Genomic DNA, 25221 nt, shown 5'->3' with positions numbered 1-25221 from the left:
CGATCAGACTTCGTCGGTAGTGGGCTTGGAGTGGTCCCGGCCTAGGCCTGAGACGTGCTGTTTTTCATCCGTGTGCGTGTTTTCATCGAACTCCTTTTCCCCCGGGTCCTTGCCTTCGGCCGACATGTGTTCGATCACGGCATTCATCTCGGCCCCGAGCAACAGCACGGCGGCGGAAATATAGAAGTACAGGAGCAGGACGATGATCGCGCCGATACTGCCATACATGGCGTTGTAGTCGGCGAAGGTTTTGACGTAGTAGCCAAAACCCAGGGAGGCGATAATCCACACCACCACGGCCAGCACCGAGCCGGGTGTGATGAAGCGGAATTTCTGCTGCACATCAGGCATCACGTAGTACATGAGGGCTACGGAGAACATCAGCAAAATCACGATCAGCGGCCAGCGCAGGATGGTCCACAACGTGACCACGAATTCCTGCATGCCGATCTGCCCGGCGAGCCACCCCATCACCTGCGGGCCGAGCACCATCAGCGCAGCGGCGGCGAGCAGCATGCCGGCGATGCCGACGGTATAGAAAATCGACAGCGGGAAACGCTTCCAGATCGGCCGGCCTTCGACCACGTCGTAGGCGGCGTTCATCGCACTCATCATCAGCCGTACACCGGCCGAAGCGGTCCACAAGGCGATCACGATACCGACGGACAGCAAGCCACCCTTGGATTGCTGCAACTGGTCGATCACCGGGTTGACCTGTTCAAGGGCCTGGGGCGGCAACACCAGTTCCGACTGCATACGCAGCCAGGTGAAGAAGTCCGGCAGGTGCAGGAAACCGATCAGGGCAATGAGGAACAACAAAAAGGGAAACAACGAGAACAGCATCTGGTAGGCCAGTGCCGAGGCGTAGGTGGGCATTTCGTCATCGATAAACTCTGTGACGGTGCGCATCAACACTTTGTGGAGCTTGAGGCCGTCTAGTACCGGAAAAATCATAGCGTCTCCTTTCGCCGCATAAAAGGGTGAGGTCGTGGGCGACTCAGGGGCCGTTTTCTACATCAAAAGTAGCCTATTTGGCGACTTTGAAACAATGACGAGATTTTAGTTGCAACGTACGACATAAAAACGGCCATCCGTGGATGGCCGTCGGGCTGCACGAACACAGCCAGCGATTCAGGGTTACTTGACGGCTTTTTTTACCGCATCTTTGGTATCACCGATGGCTTTTTCGACCTGACCTTTCTTCTCCTGCACGACACCTTCAGCGCGCAGCTTGTCGTTGCCGGTGACTTTGCCGGCGCCTTGCTTGATGTTGCCGACGAGTTCATCTTTCAAACCTTTTGCCTTATCCGATGTGCTGCTCATGGTATTTCTCCGAAAGAACAATCAAGGGTTTGGGTCATTACGTAGAGATTGACCCGAGGCGGTTGCACAGAGTTTCAATTATTTTTCGGTGGGCATTTCATCGAGCATTTGCGCATCCGTTGCAGGTTTGGCTTTATGTTTTGCCGCCAACCCACGAGAATGCCCGGCACATTCAGGCTATATCGCTGAATAACAGATCCCGTAGGAAGGTTATGAAACTCAATAAAGCACAGGCCATCGCCCGCAGAAACCAGGAACTGGGCGGTGCCGTACTCGGCGTCAACAACTGCCACTTCACCGACCTGGACAGCAAACGCAACATCTGGTGGTTCGACCTGCCGGTCGTGCGTATTGGTGTGGGCCAGTACGAGTGGATTCACCTGCTGATGCACAACGCCGAGACTGACCAGTTGCTGCACCTGAAGGTGCCGACTGCGTTCCTGCGTGAAAAGCTTGAAGGGCTGGTGGTGCGCAATGCGAACAAGCGCAAGCCGGAGATCACCCTGGAGCTGAGCGCCGACAAGGATTCGTTCCTGAAAGATGTGCGCCCGGCCGGTGCGGGTGTGAGCTTCGCGCAGTTTGCCGTGTAGCAACTTGGTCAAATACTGTGGGAGCTGGCTTGCCTGCGATAGCGGTGGGTCAGCCAGCCCGGCAATGACTGATGTACCGCCATCGCAGGCAAGCACGCTCCCACACTGGATTGCATTCCAATCCAGGCATTAAAAAACCCCGCATGGCGGGGTTTTTTATTGGGTTACTTTTTGAGGCCCAGCTTCTTCAGCTCTTCATCGCGCAACTCACGGCGCAGGATCTTGCCCACGTTGGTGGTCGGCAACGCATCACGGAACTCAACGGCCTTGGGCACCTTGTAGCCGGTGACATTGGCGCGCATGTGTTCCATCACCTGGTCCTTGGTCAGGGTAGCCCCTGGCTTGACCACGATGAAGATCTTGATGTGCTCCCCGGATTTTTCGTCAGGCACGCCAATGGCCGCACACTGCAGCACGCCCGGCAGGGTCGCCAGCACATCTTCCAGCTCGTTCGGGTAGACGTTGAAACCGGAGACCAGAATCATGTCTTTCTTGCGGTCGACAATGCGCATGTAGCCATCCGGCTGGATGATCGCGATGTCGCCGGTCTTCAACCAGCCTTCGCTGTCGAGGATCTCGGCGGTAGCGTCTTCACGCTGCCAGTAGCCTTTCATCACCTGTGGGCCTTTGACGCACAGCTCGCCGATTTCACCCAGGGCCAGTTCGACGCCGTCATCGGTGATGACTTTGCACACGGTAGAGGGCACCGGAATGCCGATGGTGCCGATCTGGATGTTCTGGATCGGGTTGACCGTCGCCACCGGGCTGGTTTCGGTCATGCCGTAACCTTCGCAAATATTGCAGCCCGTCACGTCTTTCCAACGCTCGGCCGCTGCCAGTTGCAGCGCCATACCGCCGGACAGGGTGACTTTGAGCGCGGAGAAGTCCAGCTTGCGGAAGCCTTCGTTGTTGCACAGCGCCACAAACAGAGTGTTCAGGCCGACAAAGCCGCTGAACTTCCACTTCGACAGTTCCTTGACCATCGCCGGCAAGTCGCGCGGGTTGCTGATCAGAATGTTGTGGTTGCCGATCAGCATCATCGCCATGCAATGAAAGGTGAAGGCATAGATGTGGTAAAGCGGCAGCGGCGTGATCAGGATCTCGCAACCTTCATTGAGGTTGGAGCCCATCAGCGCCTTGCACTGCAACATGTTGGAAACCAGGTTGCGGTGGGTGAGCATTGCGCCCTTGGCCACGCCGGTGGTGCCGCCGGTGTATTGCAGCACGGCGACATCGCCGCTGGCCGGGCTGGCATCATTGACCGGTTGGCCGTGCCCCTTGGCCAGCACGTCGTTGAACTTGATCGCCTTGGGCAAGTGATACGCCGGGACCATTTTTTTCACGTACTTGATGACGCTGTTGATCAGCAGGCGCTTGAACGGCGACAACAGGTCAGCGACTTCGGTGACGATCACGTGCTTGACGGCGGTCTTGGGCACGACTTTTTCAGCCAGGTGCGCCATGTTGGCCAGGCAAACCAGAGCCTTGGCTCCGGAATCATTGAATTGGTGTTCCATTTCCCGCGCGGTGTACAGCGGGTTGGTGTTGACCACGATCAGGCCCGCACGAATGGCGCCGAACACGGCGACCGGGTATTGCAGGACGTTGGGCAGTTGCACGGCGATTCGATCGCCAGGCTTCAAGTCGGTATGCTGTTGCAGGTAGGCGGCGAAAGCGCCGGACAATTCGTACAGTTCACCGTAGGTGATTGTCTTGCCCAGATTGCTGAAAGCCGGTTTGTTGGCGAAGCGCTGGCAGGACTGTTTCAGTACCGCCTGAATATTTTGATACTCGTCTGGATTGATGTCTGCAGCAATCCCGGCGGGGTACTTATCCTTCCAAAAGTCTTCGTTCATGGAAGCCCACTCCTCAGCGACGCGAATTCATCATCGCATTTGATGCGATTATTATTGGTGTATGTTTTTTTAAGGTGAGTCTGGCGCTTTCAAGCAGGCCGAGAAGTCACAAAGCGCGCCGAGAGTAGCAGCTTTGCCAAGGGCCGCCTAGAGCCAAAAGAGGGCCCTACAGTCATAAACATGACTCAAGAATATGCAGTAGTCATTTTTAGAGCAAAGATTCTATAACGCTTAAAATCGCTCTGGAATGAGCCTTTCAGCACAATAAATAACAATGTGGGAGCGGGCTTGCTCGCGAATGCGGTGCTTCAGTCGATACATCTGGTGACTGATACACCGCATTCGCGAGCAAGCCCGCTCCCACATTTTTTAAACGCACTTCATATCAAGCGATGTCGCGCAGCTCCCGCCGCAGAATCTTGCCTACCGGCGTCATCGGCAACGACTCGCGCAACACAATGTGCTTGGGCACCTTGTACCCGGTGAAATTGGTCTTGCAGTATGCCTTCAGTTCCTCAAGGCTGACGCCCTGCGTACGCGCCACCACAAACAGCTTCACCGCCTCCCCCGTGCGATCATCCGGTACGCCGATCACGGCGCAGTTGGCTACCGCCGGGTGGGCCATCACCACGTCTTCGATCTCGTTGGGGTACACGTTGAAGCCCGAGACGATGATCAGGTCTTTCTTGCGATCAACAATGCTCACGAACCCATCGGCATCGATCACCGCGATGTCACCGGTTTTCAGCCAACCCTCAGCGTCCAGGGTCTCGGCGGTGGCTACCGGTTGCTGCCAGTAGCCCTTCATCACCTGCGGCCCCTTGATGCACAGCTCGCCGCGCTCACCCAAAGGCAGCTCGCGCCCTTCGTCGTCGATAACTTTCATCGCCGTGCCCGGCACTGGAACACCCACGGTGCCCAGGCGCGACTGGCTACCATACGGGTTGGTGCTGGCCACCGGTGAGGTTTCGGTCAGGCCGTAGCCTTCGCCGATGGAACAACCGGTCAACGCTTTCCAGCGCTCGGCGGTGGCCTTGACCAGTGCCGTGCCGCCGGAATTGGTGATCTTGAGGTGGGAGAAATCCAGGGTCTTGAAGTCCGGGTGGTCCATCAGCGCTACAAACAGCGTGTTCAGCCCCAACAGGCAGGAGAACCGCCACTTTTTCAGTTCCTTGATAAAACCGCCGATGTCCCGCGGGTTGGTGATCAGCACGTTGTGGTTGCCGGTCACCATCATGCACATGCAGTTCGCCGTGAATGCATAGATGTGGTACAGCGGCAGCGGCGCGATCATCACCTCCTGGCCTTCTTTCACCAGCGGCTGGCCGTCGTCGGTGAGTTGGGACATGCACGCCCGCGCCTGCTGCATATTGGCGACCAGGTTGCCATGGGTGAGCATCGCGCCCTTGGCCAGTCCAGTGGTGCCGCCGGTGTATTGCAGCACCGCGATGTCATCCAGGGTCACCGGATGCCGAATCAGGCCCTGCCCTGCGCCCATGCGCAACGCGCGCTTGAACGATACCGCCCGTGGCAGGTGGTAGGCCGGGACCATTTTCTTCACCTTGTCGACCACGGTGTTGATCAGCCAGCCCTTGGCGGCCGGCATGAAGTCGCCCATCCTGGCTTCGATGAGGTAGTCGATCTCGGTATCGGTACACACTTCCTGAACGCGCGAACCGAACAGGTTGAGGTAGACCAGCGCACGCACACCAGCGTCCTTGAACTGGTGGCGCATCTCGCGAGGGGTGTACAAGGGGTTGGTGTTGACCACGATGAGCCCGGCGCGCAACGCGCCAAACACCGCAATCGGGTAATGCAGCACGTTGGGCATCTGCACCGCAATGCGCTCGCCAGGCTTGAGGTCGGTGTGCTGTTGCAGGTAGCTGGCGAACGCCGCACTCTGGCGCTCAAGCTCAGCGTAGGTCAGGGTGATGCCCATGTTGCTGAATGCCGGACGGTCGGCAAAGGCCTTGCAGGAACGTTCGAAGACTTCGATCACCGACTTGTAGGTGCTGAGGTCGATGTCATTGGGAACGCCCGCCGCGCGTTTGTCATTCCAGAAATCAGGTTGCATTATTCTTGTCCTCTTACCTGAGTGTGTCCGGCCGCTGCAGCTGTAAAAAGCAGGCTGCTATAAAAAGCGGAGCTTTGGGGACGTTAGCAGCTATGGCCAATCAGGCAAATACAGGAAACAGCGTCATCAATTGCGTGAATCTTCCTACAAGGGCCTGCACAGATCAGATGCAAGCCTGGGGATGAGCTATACACTGCAACGACCTCGAGCAAAGGAAGCGCCATGAACCACAGCACCTTCTGGCTGACCGCGAATGACCGCAGCCGCCTGTACGTCAATCAATGGCTGCCGGAAGGCCCCGCCAAGGCCATGATCATGTTGTCCCACGGCATGGCCGAGCACAGCGGGCGTTATGCAGGCCTGGCCGACGCGTTGTGCACAGCCGGCTATGGCGTGTATGCGCTGGATCAGCGCGGTCATGGCCGCACCGCCGACGAGGGCACGCTGGGGCTCTACGCCGAGAAGGATGGGTGGAACAAGGTAGTCGGCGACCTTGCCAGCCTCAACCAGCACATCGGCCAACAGCAGCCCGGGCTGCCGATCATTCTGCTGGGGCACAGCATGGGCAGCTATATCGCCCAGGCCTACCTGTTGCACCACAGCGCCAGCTTGAAGGGGGTGATTCTCAGCGGTTCAAACTTCCAGCCTGTGGCGCTGTACCGCGCCGCCGGGGTGATCGCTCGCCTCGAACGGGCACGCCAGGGCTTGCGCGGGCGCAGCGCACCGATCGAGTTCCTGTCATTCGGCTCGTTCAACAAGGCGTTCAAGCCCAACCGCACGGCGTTTGATTGGCTCAGCCGCGACCCGAATGAAGTCGATAAATACATCAACGATCCGCTGTGTGGTTTCCGCTGCACCAACCAGCTATGGATCGACTTGTTGGGCGGCTTGCAGCAAATCAGCAAAGCGTCCAATCTCGAGCAGATCGTCCCGGGCCTGCCGATCCTGGTGATGGGCGGAGAATGTGATCCGGTGAGTGAAGGCAAGCGTCTCAAAAACCTGGCCCACGCACTGCGCGAGGCCGGCTGCCAGAACCTGCAACTGAATATCTACCCGCAGGCGCGTCATGAAGTGTTCAACGAAACCAACCGCGATGAAGTCACAGCGGATGTACTGACATGGCTCGACCAGACACTGGCGCTGCACAGGCCGACCCGTTGCGAATAACTTTACGTTTAAAATCAAGATTTTAGAATCAGCCAATTAAATTAGCGATTAGCCACAGGATGTACCTTTAGATGACTCAGGTTACCAACACCCCGTACGAAGCCCTCGAAGTCGGCCAGACCGCCAGCTACAGCAAGACCGTCGAGGAGCGCGATATCCAGTTGTTCGCCGCCATGTCCGGCGACCATAACCCCGTGCACCTGGATGCCGAGTACGCCAAAGCAACCATGTTCAAGGAGCGTATCGCCCACGGCATGTTCAGCGGCGCCCTGATCAGTGCGGCGGTTGCCTGCGAGTTGCCTGGGCCGGGCACCATTTATATCGGCCAGCAGATGACTTTTCAGAAGCCGGTAAAAATCGGCGACACCCTGACCGTGCGTCTGGAAATCCTCGAAAAGTTGCCAAAATTTCGCGTGCGCATTGCCACCCGTGTATTCAACCAGCGCGATGAGCTGGTGGTCGATGGCGAGGCGGAAATCCTCGCGCCACGCAAGCAGCAGGTCGTGACTTTGACCGAGTTGCCGCCGATCAGCATCGGCTGATTGCAGCTTCAGGGTTAATACCAAGCACATGTGGGAGCGGGCTTGCTCGCGAAAGCGGTGGGTGAGTCACCTTAGAGGTTGACTGACCCACCGTCTTCGCGGGCAAGCCCGCTCCCGCATTTGTTACACAGCAGGTCTTACGACTGAGCGCGAGCCTGGTTACGCAGGGCTTTCACCTGGTCGTGGTTGCGTTGTGCTCCGTGGAACTGACGCTCTACCAGGTCACGAATACCCAGCAGGTTGTGCTTGTTGATCTTCTCGATCGCTTCCTTGTAAGCCTTCAGTGCGTGGTCTTCACCGCGCTCGGCTTCGTTCAGGACAGCCTCTTCATCTTTACCGGTAACCAGCGACTTCACGTCGACCCAGCCACGGTGCAAGGCGCCAGCAACCGAACCGGATTTTTCCGGGTCGCCGCCCAGGGCTTTAACAGCGGTCTGCAATTCGGCGGCAGCGGTGGCGCAGTCGGTGGAGCGCTTGACGAACAGGGCTTTGAGCTCTGGGTGCTTGATGTCTTCAGCACAGGTCGCGAAGCCTTTCTGGCCGTCTTTGCTGGTCTCGATCAGGTCGTTCAATACGGAGATCGATTCTTTATTGATGTCAGTCATTTTTCAATTCCTTGTGCGGGTTAAGAAACGTGTCTTAATGATTGCAGCGCCCGTGCCAAGTTTTTGAAAAAGTATTTTTCTTTATTTTTCAATAACTTAAAATTTAATGAACCATCTGTATGTACGTTATTTGCATGATCTGTCATTTGGCCTTCATGCAGAATGCCTGTATTTTCCAAGGTCTCGACTCAAACACTGAAGCCCATGAACCCCGAAAAACTCGAACTGCTGATCACCCGTGAAATGCCCTTCGGCAAATACAAGGGACGGATCATCGCCGACCTGCCCGGCCCCTACCTGAACTGGTTTGCCCGTGAAGGTTTCCCCCACGGCGAGCTGGGCGGTTTGCTGGCATTGATGCAGGAAATCGACCACAACGGCCTGTCCGAACTCTTGGAACCGCTACGCGTAAAACACGGCAAACCCGCCCCTCGCCATTAAGAGCCAATGCCATGCCAAGGAACGCAGATAACGAACGCCACTGGCAGGCCATTGCCCAGCACTATGAGCTGGAGCCTGGCCCGATCAATCTGGAAAACGGCTATTTCGGGCGCATGAGCCGCGCAGTACGAGCGCAGTACCTGGAGCACGTTGCATTTATCAATCGCAGCAACTCGTTGTATGTGCGCCAACGGTTCGAGCAAGGTCAAAACGTCGAGATCCTTGGCCAACTGGCCGGGCTGATTGACGCCGACCCAGAGGCGATTGCCTTCACCCGCAATGCCACCGAAGCGTTGCAGTCATTGATCCGCAACTACAACGGCCTGCAACCGGGCGACCAGGTGCTGATCAGCGACCTCGAATACGACACGGTCAAAGGTGCGATGCGCTGGCTGGCAGGCTATCGGGGCGTGGAGGTGATCGAGGTGTCCCACACGCACCCGGCCACTGTCGACAGCCTGGTGCAGACGTATCGCGATGCGTTCGCGCGGTACCCGCGCCTCAAACTGATGGCCCTCACCCACGTCACCCACCGTACCGGGCTGGTGATGCCGGTCGCGGCAATCGCCAGCGCCGCACGCACGCATGGCGTCGACGTGATACTCGACGGTGCCCATGCCCTGGGCCAGATCGAGTTCAACCTTGCCGAACTGGGCATTCAGTTCGCCGGCTTCAACCTGCATAAATGGATCGGCGCACCGCTGACCCTGGGCTTTCTCTATATAGCCCCTGAGCGCCTGGCGGATATCGACCCGGACATGGGCGAGTTCCACTATCCCGCCAACGACGTGCGCGCTCGTACGCCCTACAGCACGCCGAACTTTCCAGCCCTGATGACCTTGCCGCTGGTGATGGAGGAACACTGCTCATTGGGTGGCTCGGCGGCCAAGGGCGCGCGCGTCAATTACCTGCGCGACTTATGGGTGAGCCAGGTGCGTCAATTGCCCGGGATAGAGGTGCTGACGTCGGATGACCCACGGCTGTATTGCGGGATCACGGCATTCAAGTTCATTGGCCGGGATCAGCAGGCGATGGCGGACCGGTTGCTCAAGGAGTACGACCTGTTCACCACTACCCGTGTCGGGGCAGCGTTTGGCACGTGTATTCGAGTGACGCCGGGGATGGTGACTTCGGCGGCGGATATCGGTGTACTGGTCAAAGCGATCACTGAACTAAACGCGGATTAAAAATGTGGGAGCTGGCTTGTGTGGGAGCGGGCTTGCTCGCGAATACGGTGTGTCAGTCAACGAATATGCCAACTGAACCAGCGCATTCGCGAGCAAGCCCACTCCCACATTAATCGGTATCGGATTCGAGTTTTTCGCAGGCAAAAAAAAGCGGCACACCGACCAAGTGCACCGCAAAAATGCCGTTAAGCACAGCAACAACGATTCGGTAAATCAGATCAGTCCAGCAGCGCCAGCGCCTGTGCGGTGACTTCCTGGATGCGTGCCCAGTCGCCGTTCTTGACCCATTCCGGGTCCAGCATCCAGCTACCGCCCACGCACATTACGTTTTTCAACGCCATGTACTGTTTGATGTTGGCCGGACCCACGCCGCCGGTCGGGCAGAATTTCACTTCGCCGAACGGGCCGCCGAGGGCCTTGATGGCCGCCACGCCGCCGCTGACTTCAGCCGGGAACAGCTTGAAGCGGCGATAACCCAGGCCATAGCCTTCCATGATGCCTGAGGCATTGCTGATGCCTGGCAGCAGCGGGATCGGGCTGTGCACGGAGGCTTCCAGCAGGTCGCGGGTAATGCCTGGGGTGACGATAAATTGCGAGCCGGCCACTTCCGCCGCTTCGAGCATATGACGGTCGAGTACGGTGCCGGCACCGGTGCACAGTTCAGGGCGTTGCTCACGCAGTACCTGAATGGCCTTGAGGCCGAACTCGGAACGCAGGGTCACTTCCAATGCGGTCAAGCCACCGGCTGCCAGGGCATCGGCCAACGGCAGGATGTCCTGTTCGCGGGCGATGGTAATCACCGGCAGGATCCGCGCCTTGGCGCAGAGGCTGTCGATCAGGGCAACTTTATCCGCCATGGACACGGTCGGTTGAGGGCTTTTCATAGCGGCTGATCCTTGGCTCATGGGCACCAGTAAATCTCTAAAGTAGGTTGCAAAAACGCGCGAATCGGCATGGCAGCAACGTCGTCACTGGCCAGCGCGGCGCTCAAGGTGGTCAATTTCGAGCTGCCGGAAATCGACAGCACGGTGTAGTGGGCCGTGGCCAGCAGTGCACGACTCATGGTCAGGCGCTGGTGCGGCACGCTCGGGGCCAGCATCGGCCAGCAACGGCGGGTGCCATCAGCTTTCAATGCTTCGCTCAGGTTCGGGCTGTTGGGAAACAGCGATGCGGTGTGGCCGTCATCGCCCATGCCCAGTACCAGCACATCAATGGCTTGCAGCTCGGCCAACTGGCGATCGGCCAGTTCGGCGGCGTCTTCCAGATTTGCGGCAACGTTGTACAGGCTGAGGAACGTGGCCTTGGCCGCCGGCCCTTGCAGCAGGTATTTCTTCAGCAGGCCGGCATTGCTGTCAGCATGCTCAACCGGCACCCAACGCTCATCGGCCAGGGTGATGGTGACGTTGGACCAGTCCAGGTCTTGCTTGGCCAGGTTCTGGAAAAACGCCACGGGGCTGCGACCACCGGACACCACCAACGTGGCCGCGCCACGGGCGCTGATGGCCGTGCGCAATTGCCCAGCCACGTCATGGGCCAAGCCATCCGCCAGCAACGTCGGCGAGCGGTACTCATGGGCTGTTACACCCTGAGGCAGTTTCAATTCAGATATCGCCATACCAAGACCTCCCATCCCGCGTGATCAGTGCAATCGAGCTCATCGGCCCCCAGGACCCGGCCGCATACGGCTTGGGCGCATCACCGGATTTTTTCCACCCGGCGATCAACTGGTCACACCATTTCCACGCGGCTTCGATTTCATCTTTGCGAACAAACAGGTTCTGATTGCCGCGCATCACTTCCAGCAACAACCGCTCGTAGGCATCGGGGATCCGCGCGCTGCGATAGGTGTCGGAAAAATTCAGTTGCAGCGGGCCGCTGCGCAGTTGCATGCCCTTGTCCAGGCCCTGCTCCTTGGTCATCACACGCAAGGAAATACCTTCGTCCGGCTGCAGGCGAATGATCAGTTTGTTGCTGATCTGCAGGCGCTGCTCGGGCGCGAAAATGTAGTGCGAAGGTTCTTTAAAGTGGATGACAATCTGCGACAGTTTTTGCGGCATGCGTTTGCCGGTGCGCAGGTAGAACGGCACCCCGGCCCAACGCCAGTTACGAATATCGGCACGCAGGGCGACGAACGTTTCGGTGTCGCTCTGGGTGTTGGAGTTTTCTTCTTCCAGGTAACCCGGCACCGGCTTGCCGGCGCTGTAGCCGGCGATGTATTGGCCGCGCACCACTTGAGTGGTCAAGCCTTCCGGACTGATCGGCGCCAGGGCCTTGAGTACCTTGACCTTCTCGTCACGGATGCTGTCGGCGGACAGGTCGGCCGGCGGGTCCATGGCAATCAGGCAGAGCAGTTGCAGCAGGTGGTTCTGGATCATGTCCCGCAGTTGGCCGGCCTTGTCGAAGTAACCCCAACGGCCTTCGATACCAACTTGCTCGGCCACGGTGATTTCCACGTGGGAGATGTAGTTCTGGTTCCACTGGGTTTCGAACAGGCTGTTGGCGAAACGCAGGGCGATCAGGTTCTGGACGGTCTCTTTGCCCAGATAGTGGTCGATGCGGTACGTGCGGTTTTCCGGGAAAAACTGCGCCACGGCGTCGTTGACCTTGCGCGAGGATTCCAGGTCCGAACCGATGGGCTTTTCCAGCACCACACGGGTGTTTTCCGCCAGGCCGACCTTGGCCAGGTTTTCGCAGATGGCGCCATACACCGCCGCAGGCGTGGCGAAATAGGCGATCAGACGTTGTTCGGCACCGACTTTTGCGGCCAGGATGACGTAGTCATCGGCGTTCATGAAATCGACGTGCACGTAGGCCAGGCGTGCGAGGAAGCGCGCTGCCACGGCTTCATCCAGTTCATTGCCGACGTATTTACGCAGTTCTTTTTCGATATGGGCCAGGTGCTCTTGCTCGGACCCGGCTTCACGGGCCAATGCCAGGATGCGCGTGTCGTCGTGCAGGAGCCCGGCGCCATCGAGTTGATAGAGTGCAGGAAATAACTTGCGCAGCGCCAGATCACCCAAGGCGCCAAACAGGGCAAAGGTGCAGGGTTCTACGGTTATCAAAGGCATGATGTTTGTTCTTTTATCAAGTTAAGCTACAAATACCTTTTTTCAAGGCATCACTCAAGGAAAAATGTAGTAATAACCACAACATTTTCCCAAAATACGCATTCCGAGTGGTGGTGTTCAGCTACCCTCAGTAGGATAGGCCACCGCAAAGGGCCACTCGTCGATGGGTTACCGCCCTTTATTTGCATCGTCGCCCGAAGGAAAGACTGAATGGACCGCGTGCGAAATCTTCTGGAACAAATCCGGAACCGCCTCGAAGAATTGAACAAGGCTGAGAAAAAAGTCGCCGAGGTCATCCTGCTCAACCCGCAGCAGGCGACCCGCTTCTCTATCGCAGCCCTCGCCCAAGCCGCCTCGGTCAGTGAACCGACGGTCAACCGTTTCTGCCGTTCGTTCGGTGTCAGCGGTTACCCTGAACTTAAATTGCAGCTGGCGCAAAGTTTGGCCAGCGGTGCGGCGTATGTCAGCCGCGCCGTGGAAGCCGATGATAACCCTGAGGCCTACACGCAGAAGATCTTTGGCAGCGCCATTGCCTCGCTGGACAGCGCCTGTCAGGCCCTGGACCCGGCCCTGATCAGCAAGGCCGTGGACCTGTTGATTCAGGCGCGGCAGATCCACTTCTTCGGCCTGGGCGCGTCGGCGCCGGTCGCCATGGATGCGCTGCACAAGTTTTTCCGCTTCAACCTGTCCGTCACCGCCCATGCCGACGTACTGATGCAACGCATGATCGCGTCGGTGGCGCATACCGGCGAGCTGTTCGTGATTATTTCCTACACCGGGCGTACCCGTGAGTTGGTGGAAGTGGCGCGTATCGCACGGGAAAACGGCGCCTCGGTGCTGGGCGTCACCGCCGAAAACTCGCCGCTGGCCAAGGCCAGCACGGTGAGCCTGAACATTCCGCTGCCGGAAGACACCGACATCTATATGCCGATGACCTCGCGGATCATTCAGTTGACGGTGCTGGATGTGCTGGCAACGGGCATGACCTTGCGCCGTGGCGTGGATTTCCAGCCGCACTTGCGCAAGATTAAAGAGAGCTTGAATGACAGCCGGTATCCGGTGGGGGATGAGTTCAACTAGCAGGAATCTCTACCAACAGTACCGACCCTTTCGCGAGCAAGCCCGCTCCCACATTCGACCGTATTCCAAAGTGGGGCCCGGTCAAAATGTGGGAGCGGGCTTGCCCGCGATGGCGCCATCAGCAACACCGCTAAACACCCGCCCTCGCCTGCAGACTCAAGTGCGCCCTCTCCCCCGGCGCCAGGCTCGCCCCGGCCATCGCCGACTCCACACACACGAACCCCGACGCCTCGTTAAAGCTCACGCCCAGTAACGGCCGGCTGCCGGGGTGCCACACCACGGTGTCGGCGCTGTCGCCGGTGTCGATGCACAATTCGCGCTGCCAGGCATGGTCCTTGAGGTGCAGCTCACCCTCGTGCTGGAACACCCGCTGGCACCCGCCGTCCACCCGTAACTCGCCGTCCTGCTGGCACACCTGGCGATTGAGCTGATCATAACCTTGCGCCCCGTCGAGCCCAGACAGCGCTACCTCACCGACGTTGCCGATACGCCAATAGGCGTGCAACGCATGGCTCAACTGGCACGGCAACTCGTCCTGGTGCTCGGTGCACAGGCGCAATTCCAGGGTGTCGCCCAAGTGCGCGTGCAGGTCGACCTGCCAGTCGCACAATTGCAATTGCCAGTGCAGGCGCACGCCATCGTCGTCGGTGCTGCTGTCGAGCAGTTTCCAGTCGATCAGCCGCGCCCAACCATGGGACGGCCACGCGTTTTCGCTCGGATGGCGCCCATACCACGGCCAGCAGACCGGCACGCCACCACGGATGGCGCCGACTTGCGGCCACTTGGCCGCACACCACAGCCAGGGTTTCTGGCCGCGTGGCTGAAAGTGCAGCAATTGCGCGCCCTGACGGCTGAACACCGCCTGGCACAGCGGATGGTCGATCACCAACACATCGCGCATCTGAAAGCGCTCCCAGGCAAACACAGGGCGTTCACGCAGGGATTTGAAAAAGCGTTGCAGCGGATGCTCATGCATGTGCCACGGTCCTGAATAACTTCACAGTGCTGCCCAAAAAAAAGCGGATAGCCATGGCTACCCGCAAAATGCGCACAGAGAGAAGGAGCTTATCGCAACAGCGTTAGAACGTAGACTGAATCTTCAGGCCGGCTACCAACGCGTTGTCGACTTTATCGACGCCACCTGGGTGGGTAACGTATTGCAGGTTAGGACGCACGGTCAGCCAGTTAGTGACGTGGAAGCCGTAGTTGATTTCAGTGTTGTACTCGGTGTCACGCAGCGGCGCGTAGCCCGCTTGGTCGTAGTCGGTGAAACCACCGGCTGCGTTCAGCAACTCTGCGTTTTTCCTCACGTCCTGGTTGACATGGATACGGGAGAAACCGATACCGACGTCATCTTTTGGACGCGCATCGAATGGGCCTTTGTACACCAGCATCAACGACTGATAGTTATCGACGAGGTTGGTGTCCTTGTCGTGGAAGGTGGCGTTGGCCGCGATGTTCAGGCCGCGCGAAGCGTCGCCGTTATGGGTGGTGAGTTGCTGCTGCACAACGCCCCAATAGCCGGATTTGCTGCTACGGGTACGGTAAGCCAAGCCTGTGGTGGCAGCATCGTTGCCGTTGACGTCTTCACGTACGTCGCTGGCATCCGCGGCGCTCTTGTAGTAACCCACGCGGTATTCGCCTGGCAGGCCATTGACCTTCGGCGACCAGACCAATTCCACCGGAATCACGGTGCCCTTGGTGCCGCTGCCGCTGAGCTTGAAGCCATTGCCGTGCTCAAGCTGCGACGGGTTCTGGTTGTACGCACCGATTTGTGCATACAGCTCAGGCGTGATGTTGTACTTCACGCGGATAGCGGCCTGCGCGACCGGCCAGTTGTACCAGGTATTGACGTAGTTACCCACTTGGGAACCGCAGAACGACAGGTTCTGGAATTCGCAAGGGAAGGTGTTGAAGTCTTCGCCTTCACCGAAGTAGCCGAGCTTCACATCCAGCTTGTTATCGAACATCTGGTGCTGAATCCAGAACTGGGTCAGACGCACCATGTGGCCACGACCGTAGACTTCCATCGACGAACTCAGCGTGCCGGCACGCGGGTCACCAATACGATCGTTGGAGATGTTTTGGCCATTACGGTTAGTCAACTGGATCTTGGCCTGGGTGTTGTCCCAGCCCCACAGCTTTTGCAGATCCAGCGCTACGCCCAACCCGAACTGGTCGGAGTAACGGCCGGTCTTGTCGTCGTTATAGCCGCCGTGCAGGTTGGCGCCCATTTCCCCTACGTAGTCAGCCTTGATGTCGATACCTTGCTCGATCAGCTTGGTACGCTCGCCACCCCAATCACCGGTCATCCATTTGGAGTCGGCGCTGAATGCATCGGCCGCCATCGCATTGGCGGACAATACCAGGGCTGCTGCTGCTGACAGTTGGCAGATCAGCCGAGTGTTGTTGTGTTGCTTTTTCATCCCTACATCCTCGTCTTTATTGTTATTTAACTGTTTTTATCTAACGCGGGTTACTTTTTTTTAACCAAAACAACAAGTTATCTGCTTCAGCGGCCTTTGAATTGGGCCACGTTGTCGGCATGCCCGTGGGCAGGCAATGAGGCAGCAGTGCCCAAGCGTTCGCCGGTCTTGGCGTCGAACAGCAATACCTTGGCCGGGTCGAATTGCAGGGTCAGGGTCTCACCGACCTGCGGTGCAACGTCCGGCGCGAGGCGGCAGCAGACCTTGGTGTCGTTGAGTTGCACGAACACCAACGTGTCAGGACCGGTCGGCTCAGTGACCTGGACTTCGGCACGAATGCTCGACGAACCATTCGCTTCAGCCGTGGCCAGCACTATTTGCTCCGGGCGCAGGCCCAGGATCACATCGCGATCTTCAAGGCCGGCGTCATTCATACCCAGCGGCAGCTCGCAACGGGCCTGGCCGCTGTCGAGCAGCGCCACCAATTTGCCATCCTTGCGCTGCAGGCGCAGCGGAATGAAGTTCATCGGTGGTGAACCGATAAAGCTTGCCACAAAAAGGTTGGCCGGGTCGTTATAGATCTCTTTCGGCGTACCGAATTGCTGGATGATGCCGTCCTTCATCACCGCCACTTTGTCGCCCAGGGTCATCGCTTCGATCTGGTCGTGCGTGACGTAGACGGTGGTGGTTTTGAGGCGCTGGTGCATCAGTTTCATTTCGGTACGCATCTCGACCCGCAGCTTGGCGTCGAGGTTGGACAGCGGTTCGTCGAACAGGTAGATCTTCGGCCGACGCGCCAGGGCACGGCCCATTGCCACACGCTGTTGCTGGCCACCGGACAGTTGGCCTGGCTTGCGGTTAAGCAGGTGTTCGATCTGCAGCAGCTTGGCCACACGCGCCACTTCGGCGTCGATGTCCGCCTGAGGCATCTTGCGGATTTTGAGGCCGAACTCGATGTTCTCGCGCACGCTCATGGTCGGGTACAGCGCGTAGGACTGAAACACCATGGCGATGTCACGGTCCTTGGGGCTCATGCCGCTCACATCCTGATCGCCGATCATGATGGCGCCGCCGGTAATGGTTTCCAGACCGGCGATGCAGTTCATCAGTGTGGATTTACCACACCCCGAAGGGCCGACCAGAATCAGGAATTCGCCTTCCTTGATCGACAGTTCGATGTTCTTCAAGGTGTCGGGCAGGCCGGCGCCATAGGTCTTGTTTACATTGCGAAGTTCAAGCGTAGCCATGATTACCCCTTGACCGCGCCGGCCGTAAGGCCGCGCACGAAATACTTGCCTGCGATCACATAGACCAGCAGGGTCGGCAGCCCGGCGATCATCGCCGCCGCCATATCCACGTTATATTCCTTGGCCCCGGTGCTGGTGTTGACCAGGTTGTTCAGCGCCACCGTGATGGGCTGCGAGTCGCCGCTGGAGAACACCACACCGAACAGGAAGTCGTTCCAGATCTGGGTGAACTGCCAGATCAGGCAGACCATGATGATCGGCGTCGACATCGGCAGAATGATCAGCCGGAAGATGGTGAAGAAACCTGCACCGTCCAGCCGTGCCGCCTTGATCAGCGCATCTGGAATGCTGACGTAGTAGTTACGGAAGAACAGTGTGGTAAATGCCAGCCCGTAGACCACGTGCACAAACACCAGGCCCGTGGTGGTGCTGGCCAGGCCCATCTTGCCGAGGGTGAACGACGCCGGCAGCAGCACGGTCTGGAACGGCAGGAAGCAGCCGAACAGCAGCAGGCCGAAGAACAGCTGCGAGCCTTTGAAGCGCCAGAACGACAACACGTAGCCGTTCAACGCACCGATGGCGGTGGAGATCAGTACGGCCGGAACAGTGATCTTGATCGAGTTCCAGAAGTAGCCGTCTACCGTGGCCCAGGCCTTGACCCAGCCAATGCCGGTGACCACGGTCGGCCAGCTCAGCAGGTTGCCGGTGCTGATGTCTTCCGGGGTCTTGAAGCTGGTCAGCAGCATCACCACCAGCGGCACCAGGTAAAGCAGCACAGCGAGAATCAGCACCGCGTAAATCGCGATGCGGCTCAGGCTGATGGACGGTTTGGAGGCGAGACTAGTCATTACGCTTGGTCCTCAGCTCGGAGTACAGGTAAGGCACGATGATCGCGAGGATCGCGCCGAGCATCAGGATTGCACTGGCCGAGCCCATGCCCATCTGGCCACGACTGAAGGTGAACGAGTACATGAACATGGCAGGCAGGTCGGACGAGTAGCCCGGGCCACCGGCCGTCATTGCGGCGACCAGGTCAAAGCTCTTGATCGCAATGTGCGCCAGGATCATCACCGCACTGAAGAACACCGGACGCAGGCTTGGCAGCACCACGCTCCAGTAGATGCGCGGCAGGCTGGCGCCGTCGATCTGGGCGGCACGGATGATCGACTGATCAACGCCGCGCAGGCCGGCGAGAAACATCGCCATGATGAACCCGGAGGCTTGCCATACCGCAGCAATCACCAGGCAGTAGACGACGCGATCGGGGTCGATCAGCCAGTCCAGGCGGAAGCCTTCCCAGCCCCAGTCACGCAGGAGTTTGTCCAGGCCCATGCCCGGGTTGAGCAGCCATTTCCAGGCCGTACCGGTCACGATCATCGAGAGCGCCATCGGGTACAGGTAAATGGTGCGGATAAAGCCTTCGCGACGGATTTTCTGGTCGAGAAAGATCGCCAGCGTCACGCCAATCACCAGGGTGATGCCGATAAACATGCCGCCAAAAACAGCCAGGTTCTTGCTCGCTACCCACCAGCGGTCGTTGTCGAACAACCGCGCGTATTGCGCAAGGCCTGCCCATTTGTAGCTTGGCAGGAACGTGGACGTGGTGAACGACAGAACGAACGTCCACAGGATGTAGCCGTAGAAGCCCACCAGAACGATGAACATGCTGGGCGCCAGCACCAGTTTAGGGAGCCAGCGCTGCAGTGCATCGAACGGCGAGGCCTTGCTGAACACAGCAACAGAACTCATGGGAAAATCCAATAGAAGAATAAAGGCCGCTGCAAGTTACAAGCTACAAGCGGCAAGACAGGCAGCACGCCACTTGCAGCTGTTAACTTGCAGCTTGTAGCTTATTTGGCAGACTTGATCGCAGCGCCGAGTTTCTTGGCGGTGTCGGCCGGGTCGGCTTTCGGGTCGTTGATGTAGTTGGTCACGACATCAAAGAACGCACCTTGTACCGCCAGCGTGGTGGCCATGTTGTGCGCCATGCTTGGCTGCAGGCCGCCAGTCTGGGCGTCGGCAAGGAAGTCCTTGGCCGCGGTCTGGGCGCAGGAGTCGAAGCCGAGCTTGTCCATTTCATGGAGCATGTCGTTTCGAACCGGGATCGAGCCTTTGTTGATGCTGAAGACTTTCTGGAAGTTTTCACCCAACACGACTTTGGCGATGTCCTGCTGGCCCGCCTGAGTGCCCTTGTCTTTGACCTTGAAAACCGCCAGGGAGTCGATGTTGTAGGTGAAGGCTTTGTCGGTGCCCGGGAAGGCTACGCACTCGTAGTCTTTGCCGGCGACTTTCTTGGCCGCGGTCCATTCGGACTTGGCCCAGTCACCCATGATCTGCATACCGGCCTTGCCATTGATGACCTTGCCGGCTTCGAGGTTCCAGTCCTGGCCTTTGCCGTCGACGTCCATATAGGTCGCGACTTTCTTCAGCTCGGTCAGGGCCTTGACCATTTGCGGGCCGGTCAGCGCGTCATTATCCAGGTCGACCAGGGCTTTCTTGTAGCCATCGGCACCCATCACCGACAGAACGACGGCTTCAAATACGGTGCTGTCCTGCCAAGGCTGGCCACCGTGGGCAAGCGGAATAAAGCCCGCGGCCTTGAGCTTGTCGCCCGCTGCGTAGAATTCTTCGAGGGTGGTCGGGTTCTTGGTGATACCGGCTTTCTTGAAGACTTCCGGGTTGATCCACAGCCAGTTTACGCGGTGGATGTTGACCGGTACGGCAACGTAGTTACCTTCGTACTTCACGGTATCGGAGACTTTCTTGTCGAGCAGGGAGTCCCACTTTTCTTCTTTGGCGACGTCTTTGAGCACGTCGGTGTCGAGCAAGCCGGTGGACGCCCATTCCTGGATGTCCGGGCCTTTGATCTGGGCAACGCCTGGCGGGTTGCCAGCCACTGCGCGGCTTTTCAGCACAGTCATGGCAGTGGCGCCACCGCCACCTGCGACGGCACCGTCTTTCCAGGTGAAGCCGTCTTTCTCAACTTGGGCCTTCAGGACATCTACTGCCGCTTTCTCACCGCCAGAGGTCCACCAATGCACAACTTCAACCGTCCCTTTCGAGTCGGCGGCAAATGCACTGAGGGGAAACAACGAGGCAATGGAAATAGCAACGGCGAGGCGATTAATCGCGTTCATCTGAGTACCTTTTCTTGTTGTTATGCATGCAAGTCTAGAGCTTGCGCTGCACGGAGTTTAAACATGGATTTTTAAGACGCAGGTAACAAAGGGACGCACAAATGTCACCAACTGGTGACATTCATGCCCGCTCCGATCGCACTGGCCATGCTTGGCGCCAAGGGTAGCGCAGGCAGCAATACCGCTTGCCAGGCATGGTACAGGTCCGGTTTGCCACCCCAGATCTTGCTGCTGGGCTGGTTGTGCGGGCTGAGTTCGTGGTGCCAACTGCCGTGTATCCGGTCGATAAAGTGAGTTTCGCAAAACTCCCAAAAACACCGATACCAGGTCTCGTAATGCCGTTCGCCCGTGCGTTTGAGCAACGCCTGGGCAGCGGCGCTGGCTTCGGCGTGAGTCCAATGCAGGCGCTCGCGCACCACCGGGCGCTGGCTCCAATCGAGGGTGTAGACGATGCCGGGAGCGCCATCCACCGCCCAGGCGTATTCACAGGCGCTGGCGAACAAGCCCCTGGCGTCGTTCAACAGCCACTCTGGCGTTGCCAGGCCGGCCTGCTGGCGCGCCGCTTCCAGATGCAGCACCAACCGCGCCCACTCAAAGCCGTGGCCCGGGGTGATGCCGTAGGGACGAAAGCCGTCGGCGGGGTTGTCCTCGTTGTAACCGAGCAAGGGTTTCCACTGCGCGTCAAAATGCTCGATCACCATGAACCGGTTGCCGGCGGCGTGCGTGTGGATGACGCGCTCGACGATGCGCAACGCGCGGTCCAGCCAGAGCGTGTCGCAGGTCACATCAGCCAGGGCCAGGAAAGCTTCGGTGGCGTGCATGTTGCTGTTGGCGCCGCGATAAGCCTCGACCGCGCTCCAGTCCTGGGCAAAGGACTCGAGCATCACGCCCTCCTCCTCGCTCCAGAAAAACTGGTCGATGATGTGCACGGCGTCATTCAACAGGCTCTGTGCACCGGGAACACCGGCCACCACCGCAGAACTCGCGGCCAGGGCCACGAAAGCGTGCAGGTACGCGGCCTTGCCACGGTTGCCATCGACGGCGTTGGGGGTCGCGAACCAACCGCCGTGCGCGCTATCGCGCAACGGGCCACTGAGGGCCGCAACACCGTGCGCGACCAGCTCGGCGTAACCGGGCAAGCCCATGGCGTGGGCCATGGCGAAGCTGTGGGTCATGCGGGCGGTGTTCATGGTTTCGGCGTGGGCGTCGGCCGTTAATTGGCCTTTGTCGTCCAGGTTGCCGAAGCCGTCCGGCAAGCGGGAGGCTTTGGCGAATGACAGCAGGCGCTGGCCTTCATTGGCGAGCCAAGCGTGATGGGCAGGTGCGTTCAGCCAACTGCTGGCAGGCAGTGGTTGCGTAGTCATGGGTAGCCCTTTTTATTTTTTGTGGGATGACCGGAGTCTAAACAAGGGCGAGGTAGGGGCAAGTAACGAAGGGGATGGGAAATGTCACCACCCGGTGACATTTCCCGCGCAGCGCTTACTGACCGAGCGGCGTAATGGCTGCCGGTGCATTCAGGCGCTGATTCAGATTCTGCACCTGGCTCTGCAACGTGGTGATGTTGCGCGTGGTCTGGATACGGAACACGTCGAACTCTTTATTGGTCGGCGCATCACTATTGGTAGACGGGTTGTCCTGCGCGCTCTTGAGGACTACAAGGTCCTGCTCCAGGCGCGCGATGGCTGCGCTCGGATTGCCTTGTTTCTTCAGCGCAGCCACGTCGGCGGACAACTCCTTGACGTCGCCTTGTGCCGCCTTGAGGCCAGCCACGGCGTCCGTCAGGGCCTGCACCTGGCCCTGTAGCTTGGCGTTCGCACTCGACAGTTCGGCGGTGCTGGCGCTCATTTGCGCCAGGCGCTGATCCAGTGCGGTCGCCTGGCCGGCGACGCCGACTTGTTGCTTGCCTTGCTCCAGCAACTGGGTCTCCAACTGCTTGATCTGCAGCTTGAGCGCTTCGCTGCCGTTGTTCACGTTGGCTTCGCTGGCCACGACCTTGCCGGAAATGTCCTGCAGGCGCCCTGCCGCTTCTTCGCTGATACGCGCAAAGCTTTCCTGGGTGGCAACCAACTGCTGCCCCATCAGGGAAATTTGCTGGAAGCTCCACCAGGCAAGGCCCGCGAAGGCGATCAGCAGTGCGCCGACCAATGCCCACAGCGGGCCGGTGCTGGCGCTCTTGACCTTGACCACTGGCGTATTGCGCGAGCGCACGGACGTGGCGGGAGACGGCTCGAAATCATCGTCGTCCCCAAGATCGGCCCGCAGGCTGGGAACATTGTCGAAATCGTCTTTAGCATCGTTACGCATGAATCAACCCTGAATCGGTGAGATGGCGACCTGAAAAGCCGAGCGACGTGAGTATAAACCGCGTTCGCGCCGCACTGATCGACCCGGAACCGCGAATTCGGTTCCCGATGTGTTGCCGGTTGTGAGCTTACTTAAGCCCGGGATCCTGCGCTTTCCACCAACTGCAAAACTCGTCGAGGGCAGCCCACAGACTGACCTTGGGCTCATAGTCGAGATAATGCCTCGCGCGGCTGATGTCGAGGGTGAAATCTTTGTTCATCACTTGCATGCCCAGGCGCGACAAGGCCGGCTCCGGACGCCCCGGCCACATCGCACAGAATGCCTCGTTCAACGCGGCCACGCTGTAGGACAGGCCGTAGGACCGATAACGGGTAACCTGGGGCATGTCCATTTGGCGCATCACGTAGTTCACCACATCCCACACTGGCACCGGCGTGCCGTTGCTGATGTTGTAGGCCTTGCCCAGCGCCGAACCGGTCGCCAGCAAACTGCTGAGCAACGCTTCATTGAGGTTATGCACACTGGTGAAGTCGACCTTGTTCAGGCCGTCGCCGACGATGGCCAGGCGGTTCTTGCGCTGCATTTTCAGCAACCGCGGGAAGATGCTCATGTCTCCGGCCCCGGTAACAAAACGCGGGCGCAGGGCCAGCACTTCAAGGCCGAATTCCTGGGCACCGAACACCTTCTGTTCCGCCAGGTATTTGGTGGCGGCGTAAGGATGTTTGAAGCGCTTGGGCACCTGTTCTTCGGTCAGCCCCAGGTGGTCGCGCCCGTCAAAGTAGATCGACGGCGAGGACAGGTGCACCAGGCGCCCGACGCGCTGCTTGAGGCAGGCCTCGACGACGTTTTCGGTGACCAGCACGTTGCCCTGATGGAAGTCCTGATACTTGCCCCACAACCCGACGGCACCGGCGCAATGCACCACGGCTTCGACATCACGGCACAGTTCGCGCACCAGGTCGGCATCACTCAAATCACCCTGGATAAACTCGGCGCCGCGCCGTACCAGGTGCTCTACACCTTCGGCGCGTCGCCCGTTGACCCGCACGTCCAGGCCCTGCTCCAGGGCGAAACGCGCGAAGCGTCCGCCGATGAAGCCGCTTGCGCCGGTGACCAGAATCTTCATGTAGCCTCCTACGGATGCAGCTGCCAGCGTCAAGCTTCAAGCCACAAGTTAAAAACGATCCGCAAGCTTTTCTCTTGCAGCTTGCAGCTTGACGCTTGTTACTGCTGATAGGGCACCAACCACTGGCCACACGCCTGGGCCAGATGGTCGGTCAACAGGCCCAACAATTGCCCGCCACTGCGCCAATGATGCCAGTACAGCGGCACATCGATGGGCTTATCTGGCAATAACTCCACCAATACGCCGGTTTGCAGTTGGTCGCGCACCTGTAATTCGGGCACGAGGCCCCAGCCCAGGCCGGCTTCGGTCAAACGAATAAAGCCTTCAGACGATGGGCATAAATGGTGCTCGAAACCGCCATCCACACCCAAAGAAGCCAGGTAACGGTGCTGCAGGAAATCATCCGGGCCGAACACCAACGCCGGCGTTCGGGCCAATTGATCGGCACGCACACCCTGCGGAAAATGCCGGGCAATAAAGGCCGGGCTGGCCAGCGCCCGATATCGCATGGCCCCGAGCAACAGGCTACGCGCGCCGGCCACCGGGCGCTCGCTGGCGCAGATACAGGCGGCCACTTCCCCGGCGCGCATGCGTTTGAGGCCGACGGTCTGGTCTTCCACCACCAGGTCGAGCAACAAATGCTGCTCGGCGCAAAAGCCGCTGACGGCCTCGGCCCACCAGGTGGCGAGGCTGTCGGCATTCAAGGCGATGCGCAGGCGCTCGGGCATGCCCTCCTCGTCCAGCGCCGGCACCTGGCTTTGCAGGTCGCGTTCGAGCAAGCGTACTTGTTGCACATGGTTGAGCAGGCGCCGACCAATATCGGTGGGTGTCGGCGGAGTGGCCCGCACCAGCACCGGTTGGCCAATGCGCGCCTCGAGCAACTTGATGCGCTGGGAAATCGCCGACTGCGACAGGCCCAGCACCTGGGCACCTCGTTCGAAGCCGGCTTGTTCCACCACTGCGGCCAGGGCAGAAAGCAATTTATAGTCGAACATCAGTTTCTCTAATGGGCGATCAGCAATATTTGTTTTTCTTATACAGCGTAGCC

At 59.0% G+C, this 25221-nt stretch carries 24 protein-coding genes; 6 read left to right on the top strand and 18 right to left on the bottom strand.

Features of this window, described 5'->3' with window-relative positions; translation table 11 throughout:
- Window positions 1–3: 3 nt before the first annotated feature.
- Both ACI77D_RS06710 and ACI77D_RS06705 read right to left on the bottom strand, forming a co-directional pair.
- Window positions 4–954, bottom strand: a complete 951-nt coding sequence (locus ACI77D_RS06710; RefSeq protein WP_064453860.1) for a YihY/virulence factor BrkB family protein — start codon at window positions 952–954, stop codon at window positions 4–6.
- A 183-nt stretch (window positions 955–1137) separates the two neighbouring features.
- Complete coding sequence (locus ACI77D_RS06705) at window positions 1138–1323, bottom strand: CsbD family protein (protein ID WP_259763496.1); 186 nt, start codon at window positions 1321–1323, stop codon at window positions 1138–1140.
- A gap of 212 nt (window positions 1324–1535) precedes the next feature.
- Here ACI77D_RS06705 and ACI77D_RS06700 point away from each other — a divergent pair, with 212 nt between their 5' ends.
- The gene (locus ACI77D_RS06700; RefSeq protein ID WP_053257688.1) at window positions 1536–1913 is read left to right on the top strand and encodes a hypothetical protein; all 378 of its coding nucleotides are present in this window, start codon (window positions 1536–1538) and stop codon (window positions 1911–1913) included.
- Between the two features lie 164 nt (window positions 1914–2077).
- On the opposite strand, the gene fadD1 is transcribed toward ACI77D_RS06700, so the two are convergent.
- On the bottom strand, window positions 2078–3769 hold the full coding sequence (gene fadD1, locus ACI77D_RS06695) for a long-chain-fatty-acid--CoA ligase FadD1 (RefSeq protein WP_221295538.1): 1692 nt from the start codon (window positions 3767–3769) through the stop codon (window positions 2078–2080).
- 385 nt (window positions 3770–4154) lie between these two features.
- Window positions 4155–5843, bottom strand: a complete 1689-nt coding sequence (gene fadD2, locus ACI77D_RS06690; RefSeq protein ID WP_221295539.1) for a long-chain-fatty-acid--CoA ligase FadD2 — start codon at window positions 5841–5843, stop codon at window positions 4155–4157.
- 222 nt (window positions 5844–6065) lie between these two features.
- Between fadD2 and ACI77D_RS06685 the strand changes: the two genes are divergently transcribed.
- Entirely contained in the window at window positions 6066–7010 is a 945-nt protein-coding gene (locus ACI77D_RS06685; protein WP_407016268.1) for an alpha/beta hydrolase, read from the top strand.
- A gap of 71 nt (window positions 7011–7081) precedes the next feature.
- Window positions 7082–7552 (top strand): MaoC family dehydratase, encoded by a 471-nt coding sequence (locus ACI77D_RS06680; RefSeq protein WP_024077080.1) that lies wholly within the window; start codon window positions 7082–7084, stop codon window positions 7550–7552.
- Window positions 7553–7689: 137 nt separating this feature from the next.
- On the opposite strand, the gene ACI77D_RS06675 is transcribed toward ACI77D_RS06680, so the two are convergent.
- Complete coding sequence (locus ACI77D_RS06675; protein WP_083357075.1) at window positions 7690–8157, bottom strand: PA2169 family four-helix-bundle protein; 468 nt, start codon at window positions 8155–8157, stop codon at window positions 7690–7692.
- Window positions 8158–8361: 204 nt separating this feature from the next.
- Here ACI77D_RS06675 and ACI77D_RS06670 point away from each other — a divergent pair, with 204 nt between their 5' ends.
- Both ACI77D_RS06670 and ACI77D_RS06665 read left to right on the top strand, forming a co-directional pair.
- Complete coding sequence (locus ACI77D_RS06670) at window positions 8362–8598, top strand: DUF3820 family protein (protein ID WP_017139191.1); 237 nt, start codon at window positions 8362–8364, stop codon at window positions 8596–8598.
- Window positions 8599–8609: 11 nt separating this feature from the next.
- Window positions 8610–9785 carry an aminotransferase class V-fold PLP-dependent enzyme gene (locus ACI77D_RS06665; protein ID WP_407016267.1) on the top strand — a complete coding sequence of 392 codons (1176 nt, stop codon included), beginning with the start codon at window positions 8610–8612 and terminating at the stop codon, window positions 9783–9785.
- A gap of 218 nt (window positions 9786–10003) precedes the next feature.
- Here ACI77D_RS06665 and ACI77D_RS06660 read toward each other — a convergent pair whose 3' ends face one another.
- Genes ACI77D_RS06660 through zwf form a run of 3 tightly spaced genes read right to left on the bottom strand, consistent with a single transcriptional unit; the run spans window position 10004 to window position 12853 of the window.
- Complete coding sequence (locus ACI77D_RS06660; protein ID WP_078738792.1) at window positions 10004–10669, bottom strand: bifunctional 4-hydroxy-2-oxoglutarate aldolase/2-dehydro-3-deoxy-phosphogluconate aldolase; 666 nt, start codon at window positions 10667–10669, stop codon at window positions 10004–10006.
- A gap of 17 nt (window positions 10670–10686) precedes the next feature.
- Window positions 10687–11400, bottom strand: coding sequence for a 6-phosphogluconolactonase (gene pgl / locus ACI77D_RS06655; RefSeq protein ID WP_221295541.1), 714 nt, complete (start codon window positions 11398–11400; stop codon window positions 10687–10689).
- Window positions 11387–12853 (bottom strand): glucose-6-phosphate dehydrogenase, encoded by a 1467-nt coding sequence (gene zwf / locus ACI77D_RS06650; RefSeq protein ID WP_064453869.1) that lies wholly within the window; start codon window positions 12851–12853, stop codon window positions 11387–11389. Before zwf ends, pgl begins: the two co-directional genes overlap by 14 nt.
- Window positions 12854–13072: 219 nt before the next feature.
- Here zwf and ACI77D_RS06645 point away from each other — a divergent pair, with 219 nt between their 5' ends.
- Window positions 13073–13933 carry a MurR/RpiR family transcriptional regulator gene (locus ACI77D_RS06645; protein ID WP_169875662.1) on the top strand — a complete coding sequence of 287 codons (861 nt, stop codon included), beginning with the start codon at window positions 13073–13075 and terminating at the stop codon, window positions 13931–13933.
- Between the two features lie 130 nt (window positions 13934–14063).
- Here the strand turns inward: ACI77D_RS06645 and ACI77D_RS06640 are convergent, their stop codons facing one another.
- From ACI77D_RS06640 to ACI77D_RS06595, 10 genes are all read right to left on the bottom strand, one after another.
- Complete coding sequence (locus tag ACI77D_RS06640; RefSeq protein WP_064453870.1) at window positions 14064–14909, bottom strand: D-hexose-6-phosphate mutarotase; 846 nt, start codon at window positions 14907–14909, stop codon at window positions 14064–14066.
- A 103-nt stretch (window positions 14910–15012) separates the two neighbouring features.
- Entirely contained in the window at window positions 15013–16359 is a 1347-nt protein-coding gene (locus tag ACI77D_RS06635) for a carbohydrate porin (protein ID WP_221295543.1), read from the bottom strand.
- An 86-nt stretch (window positions 16360–16445) separates the two neighbouring features.
- Window positions 16446–17606: an ABC transporter ATP-binding protein gene (locus ACI77D_RS06630; protein WP_407016266.1), complete on the bottom strand. Its 1161-nt coding sequence runs from the start codon at window positions 17604–17606 to the stop codon at window positions 16446–16448.
- Between the two features lie 2 nt (window positions 17607–17608).
- Complete coding sequence (locus ACI77D_RS06625) at window positions 17609–18454, bottom strand: carbohydrate ABC transporter permease (RefSeq protein ID WP_053257699.1); 846 nt, start codon at window positions 18452–18454, stop codon at window positions 17609–17611.
- Window positions 18447–19355, bottom strand: a complete 909-nt coding sequence (locus tag ACI77D_RS06620; RefSeq protein ID WP_053257700.1) for a carbohydrate ABC transporter permease — start codon at window positions 19353–19355, stop codon at window positions 18447–18449. Before ACI77D_RS06620 ends, ACI77D_RS06625 begins: the two co-directional genes overlap by 8 nt.
- 101 nt (window positions 19356–19456) lie before the next feature.
- A complete protein-coding gene (locus ACI77D_RS06615) occupies window positions 19457–20743 on the bottom strand; it encodes an ABC transporter substrate-binding protein (RefSeq protein WP_221295545.1) in 1287 nt (428 codons plus the stop codon).
- Between the two features lie 104 nt (window positions 20744–20847).
- Window positions 20848–22107, bottom strand: a complete 1260-nt coding sequence (locus ACI77D_RS06610) for an AGE family epimerase/isomerase (RefSeq protein WP_407016265.1) — start codon at window positions 22105–22107, stop codon at window positions 20848–20850.
- A 115-nt stretch (window positions 22108–22222) separates the two neighbouring features.
- Window positions 22223–23047, bottom strand: coding sequence for an ATPase (locus ACI77D_RS06605; protein WP_407016264.1), 825 nt, complete (start codon window positions 23045–23047; stop codon window positions 22223–22225).
- A gap of 127 nt (window positions 23048–23174) precedes the next feature.
- Entirely contained in the window at window positions 23175–24173 is a 999-nt protein-coding gene (locus tag ACI77D_RS06600) for an NAD(P)-dependent oxidoreductase (protein ID WP_064453877.1), read from the bottom strand.
- Between the two features lie 98 nt (window positions 24174–24271).
- Window positions 24272–25168, bottom strand: a complete 897-nt coding sequence (locus ACI77D_RS06595; protein ID WP_064453878.1) for a LysR family transcriptional regulator ArgP — start codon at window positions 25166–25168, stop codon at window positions 24272–24274.
- Window positions 25169–25221 lie beyond the last annotated feature (53 nt).

Origin of the sequence: Pseudomonas sp. O39 (genome assembly GCF_045447295.1) — a bacterium.
GTDB lineage: Bacteria > Pseudomonadota > Gammaproteobacteria > Pseudomonadales > Pseudomonadaceae > Aquipseudomonas > Aquipseudomonas antarctica_A.
Note: the sequence above shows the minus strand (reverse complement) of the source record. Positions and strands in the feature narration are given on the sequence as shown.

Excerpts from the sequence above, each read along its gene's own strand:
- ACI77D_RS06705 (WP_259763496.1), bottom strand. The coding sequence starts at position 1,323 with ATGAGCAGCACATCGGATAAGGCAAAAGGTTTGAAAGATGAACTCGTC.
- ACI77D_RS06700 (WP_053257688.1), top strand. The coding sequence starts at position 1,536 with ATGAAACTCAATAAAGCACAGGCCATCGCCCGCAGAAACCAGGAACTG.
- ACI77D_RS06600 (WP_064453877.1), bottom strand. The coding sequence starts at position 24,173 with ATGAAGATTCTGGTCACCGGCGCAAGCGGCTTCATCGGCGGACGCTTC.
- ACI77D_RS06660 (WP_078738792.1), bottom strand. The coding sequence starts at position 10,669 with ATGAAAAGCCCTCAACCGACCGTGTCCATGGCGGATAAAGTTGCCCTG.
- ACI77D_RS06675 (WP_083357075.1), bottom strand. The coding sequence starts at position 8,157 with ATGACTGACATCAATAAAGAATCGATCTCCGTATTGAACGACCTGATC.
- ACI77D_RS06610 (WP_407016265.1), bottom strand. The coding sequence starts at position 22,107 with ATGACTACGCAACCACTGCCTGCCAGCAGTTGGCTGAACGCACCTGCC.
- ACI77D_RS06595 (WP_064453878.1), bottom strand. The coding sequence starts at position 25,168 with ATGTTCGACTATAAATTGCTTTCTGCCCTGGCCGCAGTGGTGGAACAA.
- ACI77D_RS06640 (WP_064453870.1), bottom strand. The coding sequence starts at position 14,909 with ATGCATGAGCATCCGCTGCAACGCTTTTTCAAATCCCTGCGTGAACGC.
- ACI77D_RS06710 (WP_064453860.1), bottom strand. The coding sequence starts at position 954 with ATGATTTTTCCGGTACTAGACGGCCTCAAGCTCCACAAAGTGTTGATG.
- ACI77D_RS06670 (WP_017139191.1), top strand. The coding sequence starts at position 8,362 with ATGAACCCCGAAAAACTCGAACTGCTGATCACCCGTGAAATGCCCTTC.
- fadD1 (WP_221295538.1), bottom strand. The coding sequence starts at position 3,769 with ATGAACGAAGACTTTTGGAAGGATAAGTACCCCGCCGGGATTGCTGCA.
- zwf (WP_064453869.1), bottom strand. The coding sequence starts at position 12,853 with ATGCCTTTGATAACCGTAGAACCCTGCACCTTTGCCCTGTTTGGCGCC.
- fadD2 (WP_221295539.1), bottom strand. The coding sequence starts at position 5,843 with ATGCAACCTGATTTCTGGAATGACAAACGCGCGGCGGGCGTTCCCAAT.
- ACI77D_RS06615 (WP_221295545.1), bottom strand. The coding sequence starts at position 20,743 with ATGAACGCGATTAATCGCCTCGCCGTTGCTATTTCCATTGCCTCGTTG.
- ACI77D_RS06665 (WP_407016267.1), top strand. The coding sequence starts at position 8,610 with ATGCCAAGGAACGCAGATAACGAACGCCACTGGCAGGCCATTGCCCAG.
- ACI77D_RS06605 (WP_407016264.1), bottom strand. The coding sequence starts at position 23,047 with ATGCGTAACGATGCTAAAGACGATTTCGACAATGTTCCCAGCCTGCGG.
- ACI77D_RS06630 (WP_407016266.1), bottom strand. The coding sequence starts at position 17,606 with ATGGCTACGCTTGAACTTCGCAATGTAAACAAGACCTATGGCGCCGGC.
- ACI77D_RS06625 (WP_053257699.1), bottom strand. The coding sequence starts at position 18,454 with ATGACTAGTCTCGCCTCCAAACCGTCCATCAGCCTGAGCCGCATCGCG.
- ACI77D_RS06680 (WP_024077080.1), top strand. The coding sequence starts at position 7,082 with ATGACTCAGGTTACCAACACCCCGTACGAAGCCCTCGAAGTCGGCCAG.
- ACI77D_RS06620 (WP_053257700.1), bottom strand. The coding sequence starts at position 19,355 with ATGAGTTCTGTTGCTGTGTTCAGCAAGGCCTCGCCGTTCGATGCACTG.
- ACI77D_RS06635 (WP_221295543.1), bottom strand. The coding sequence starts at position 16,359 with ATGAAAAAGCAACACAACAACACTCGGCTGATCTGCCAACTGTCAGCA.
- ACI77D_RS06685 (WP_407016268.1), top strand. The coding sequence starts at position 6,066 with ATGAACCACAGCACCTTCTGGCTGACCGCGAATGACCGCAGCCGCCTG.
- pgl (WP_221295541.1), bottom strand. The coding sequence starts at position 11,400 with ATGGCGATATCTGAATTGAAACTGCCTCAGGGTGTAACAGCCCATGAG.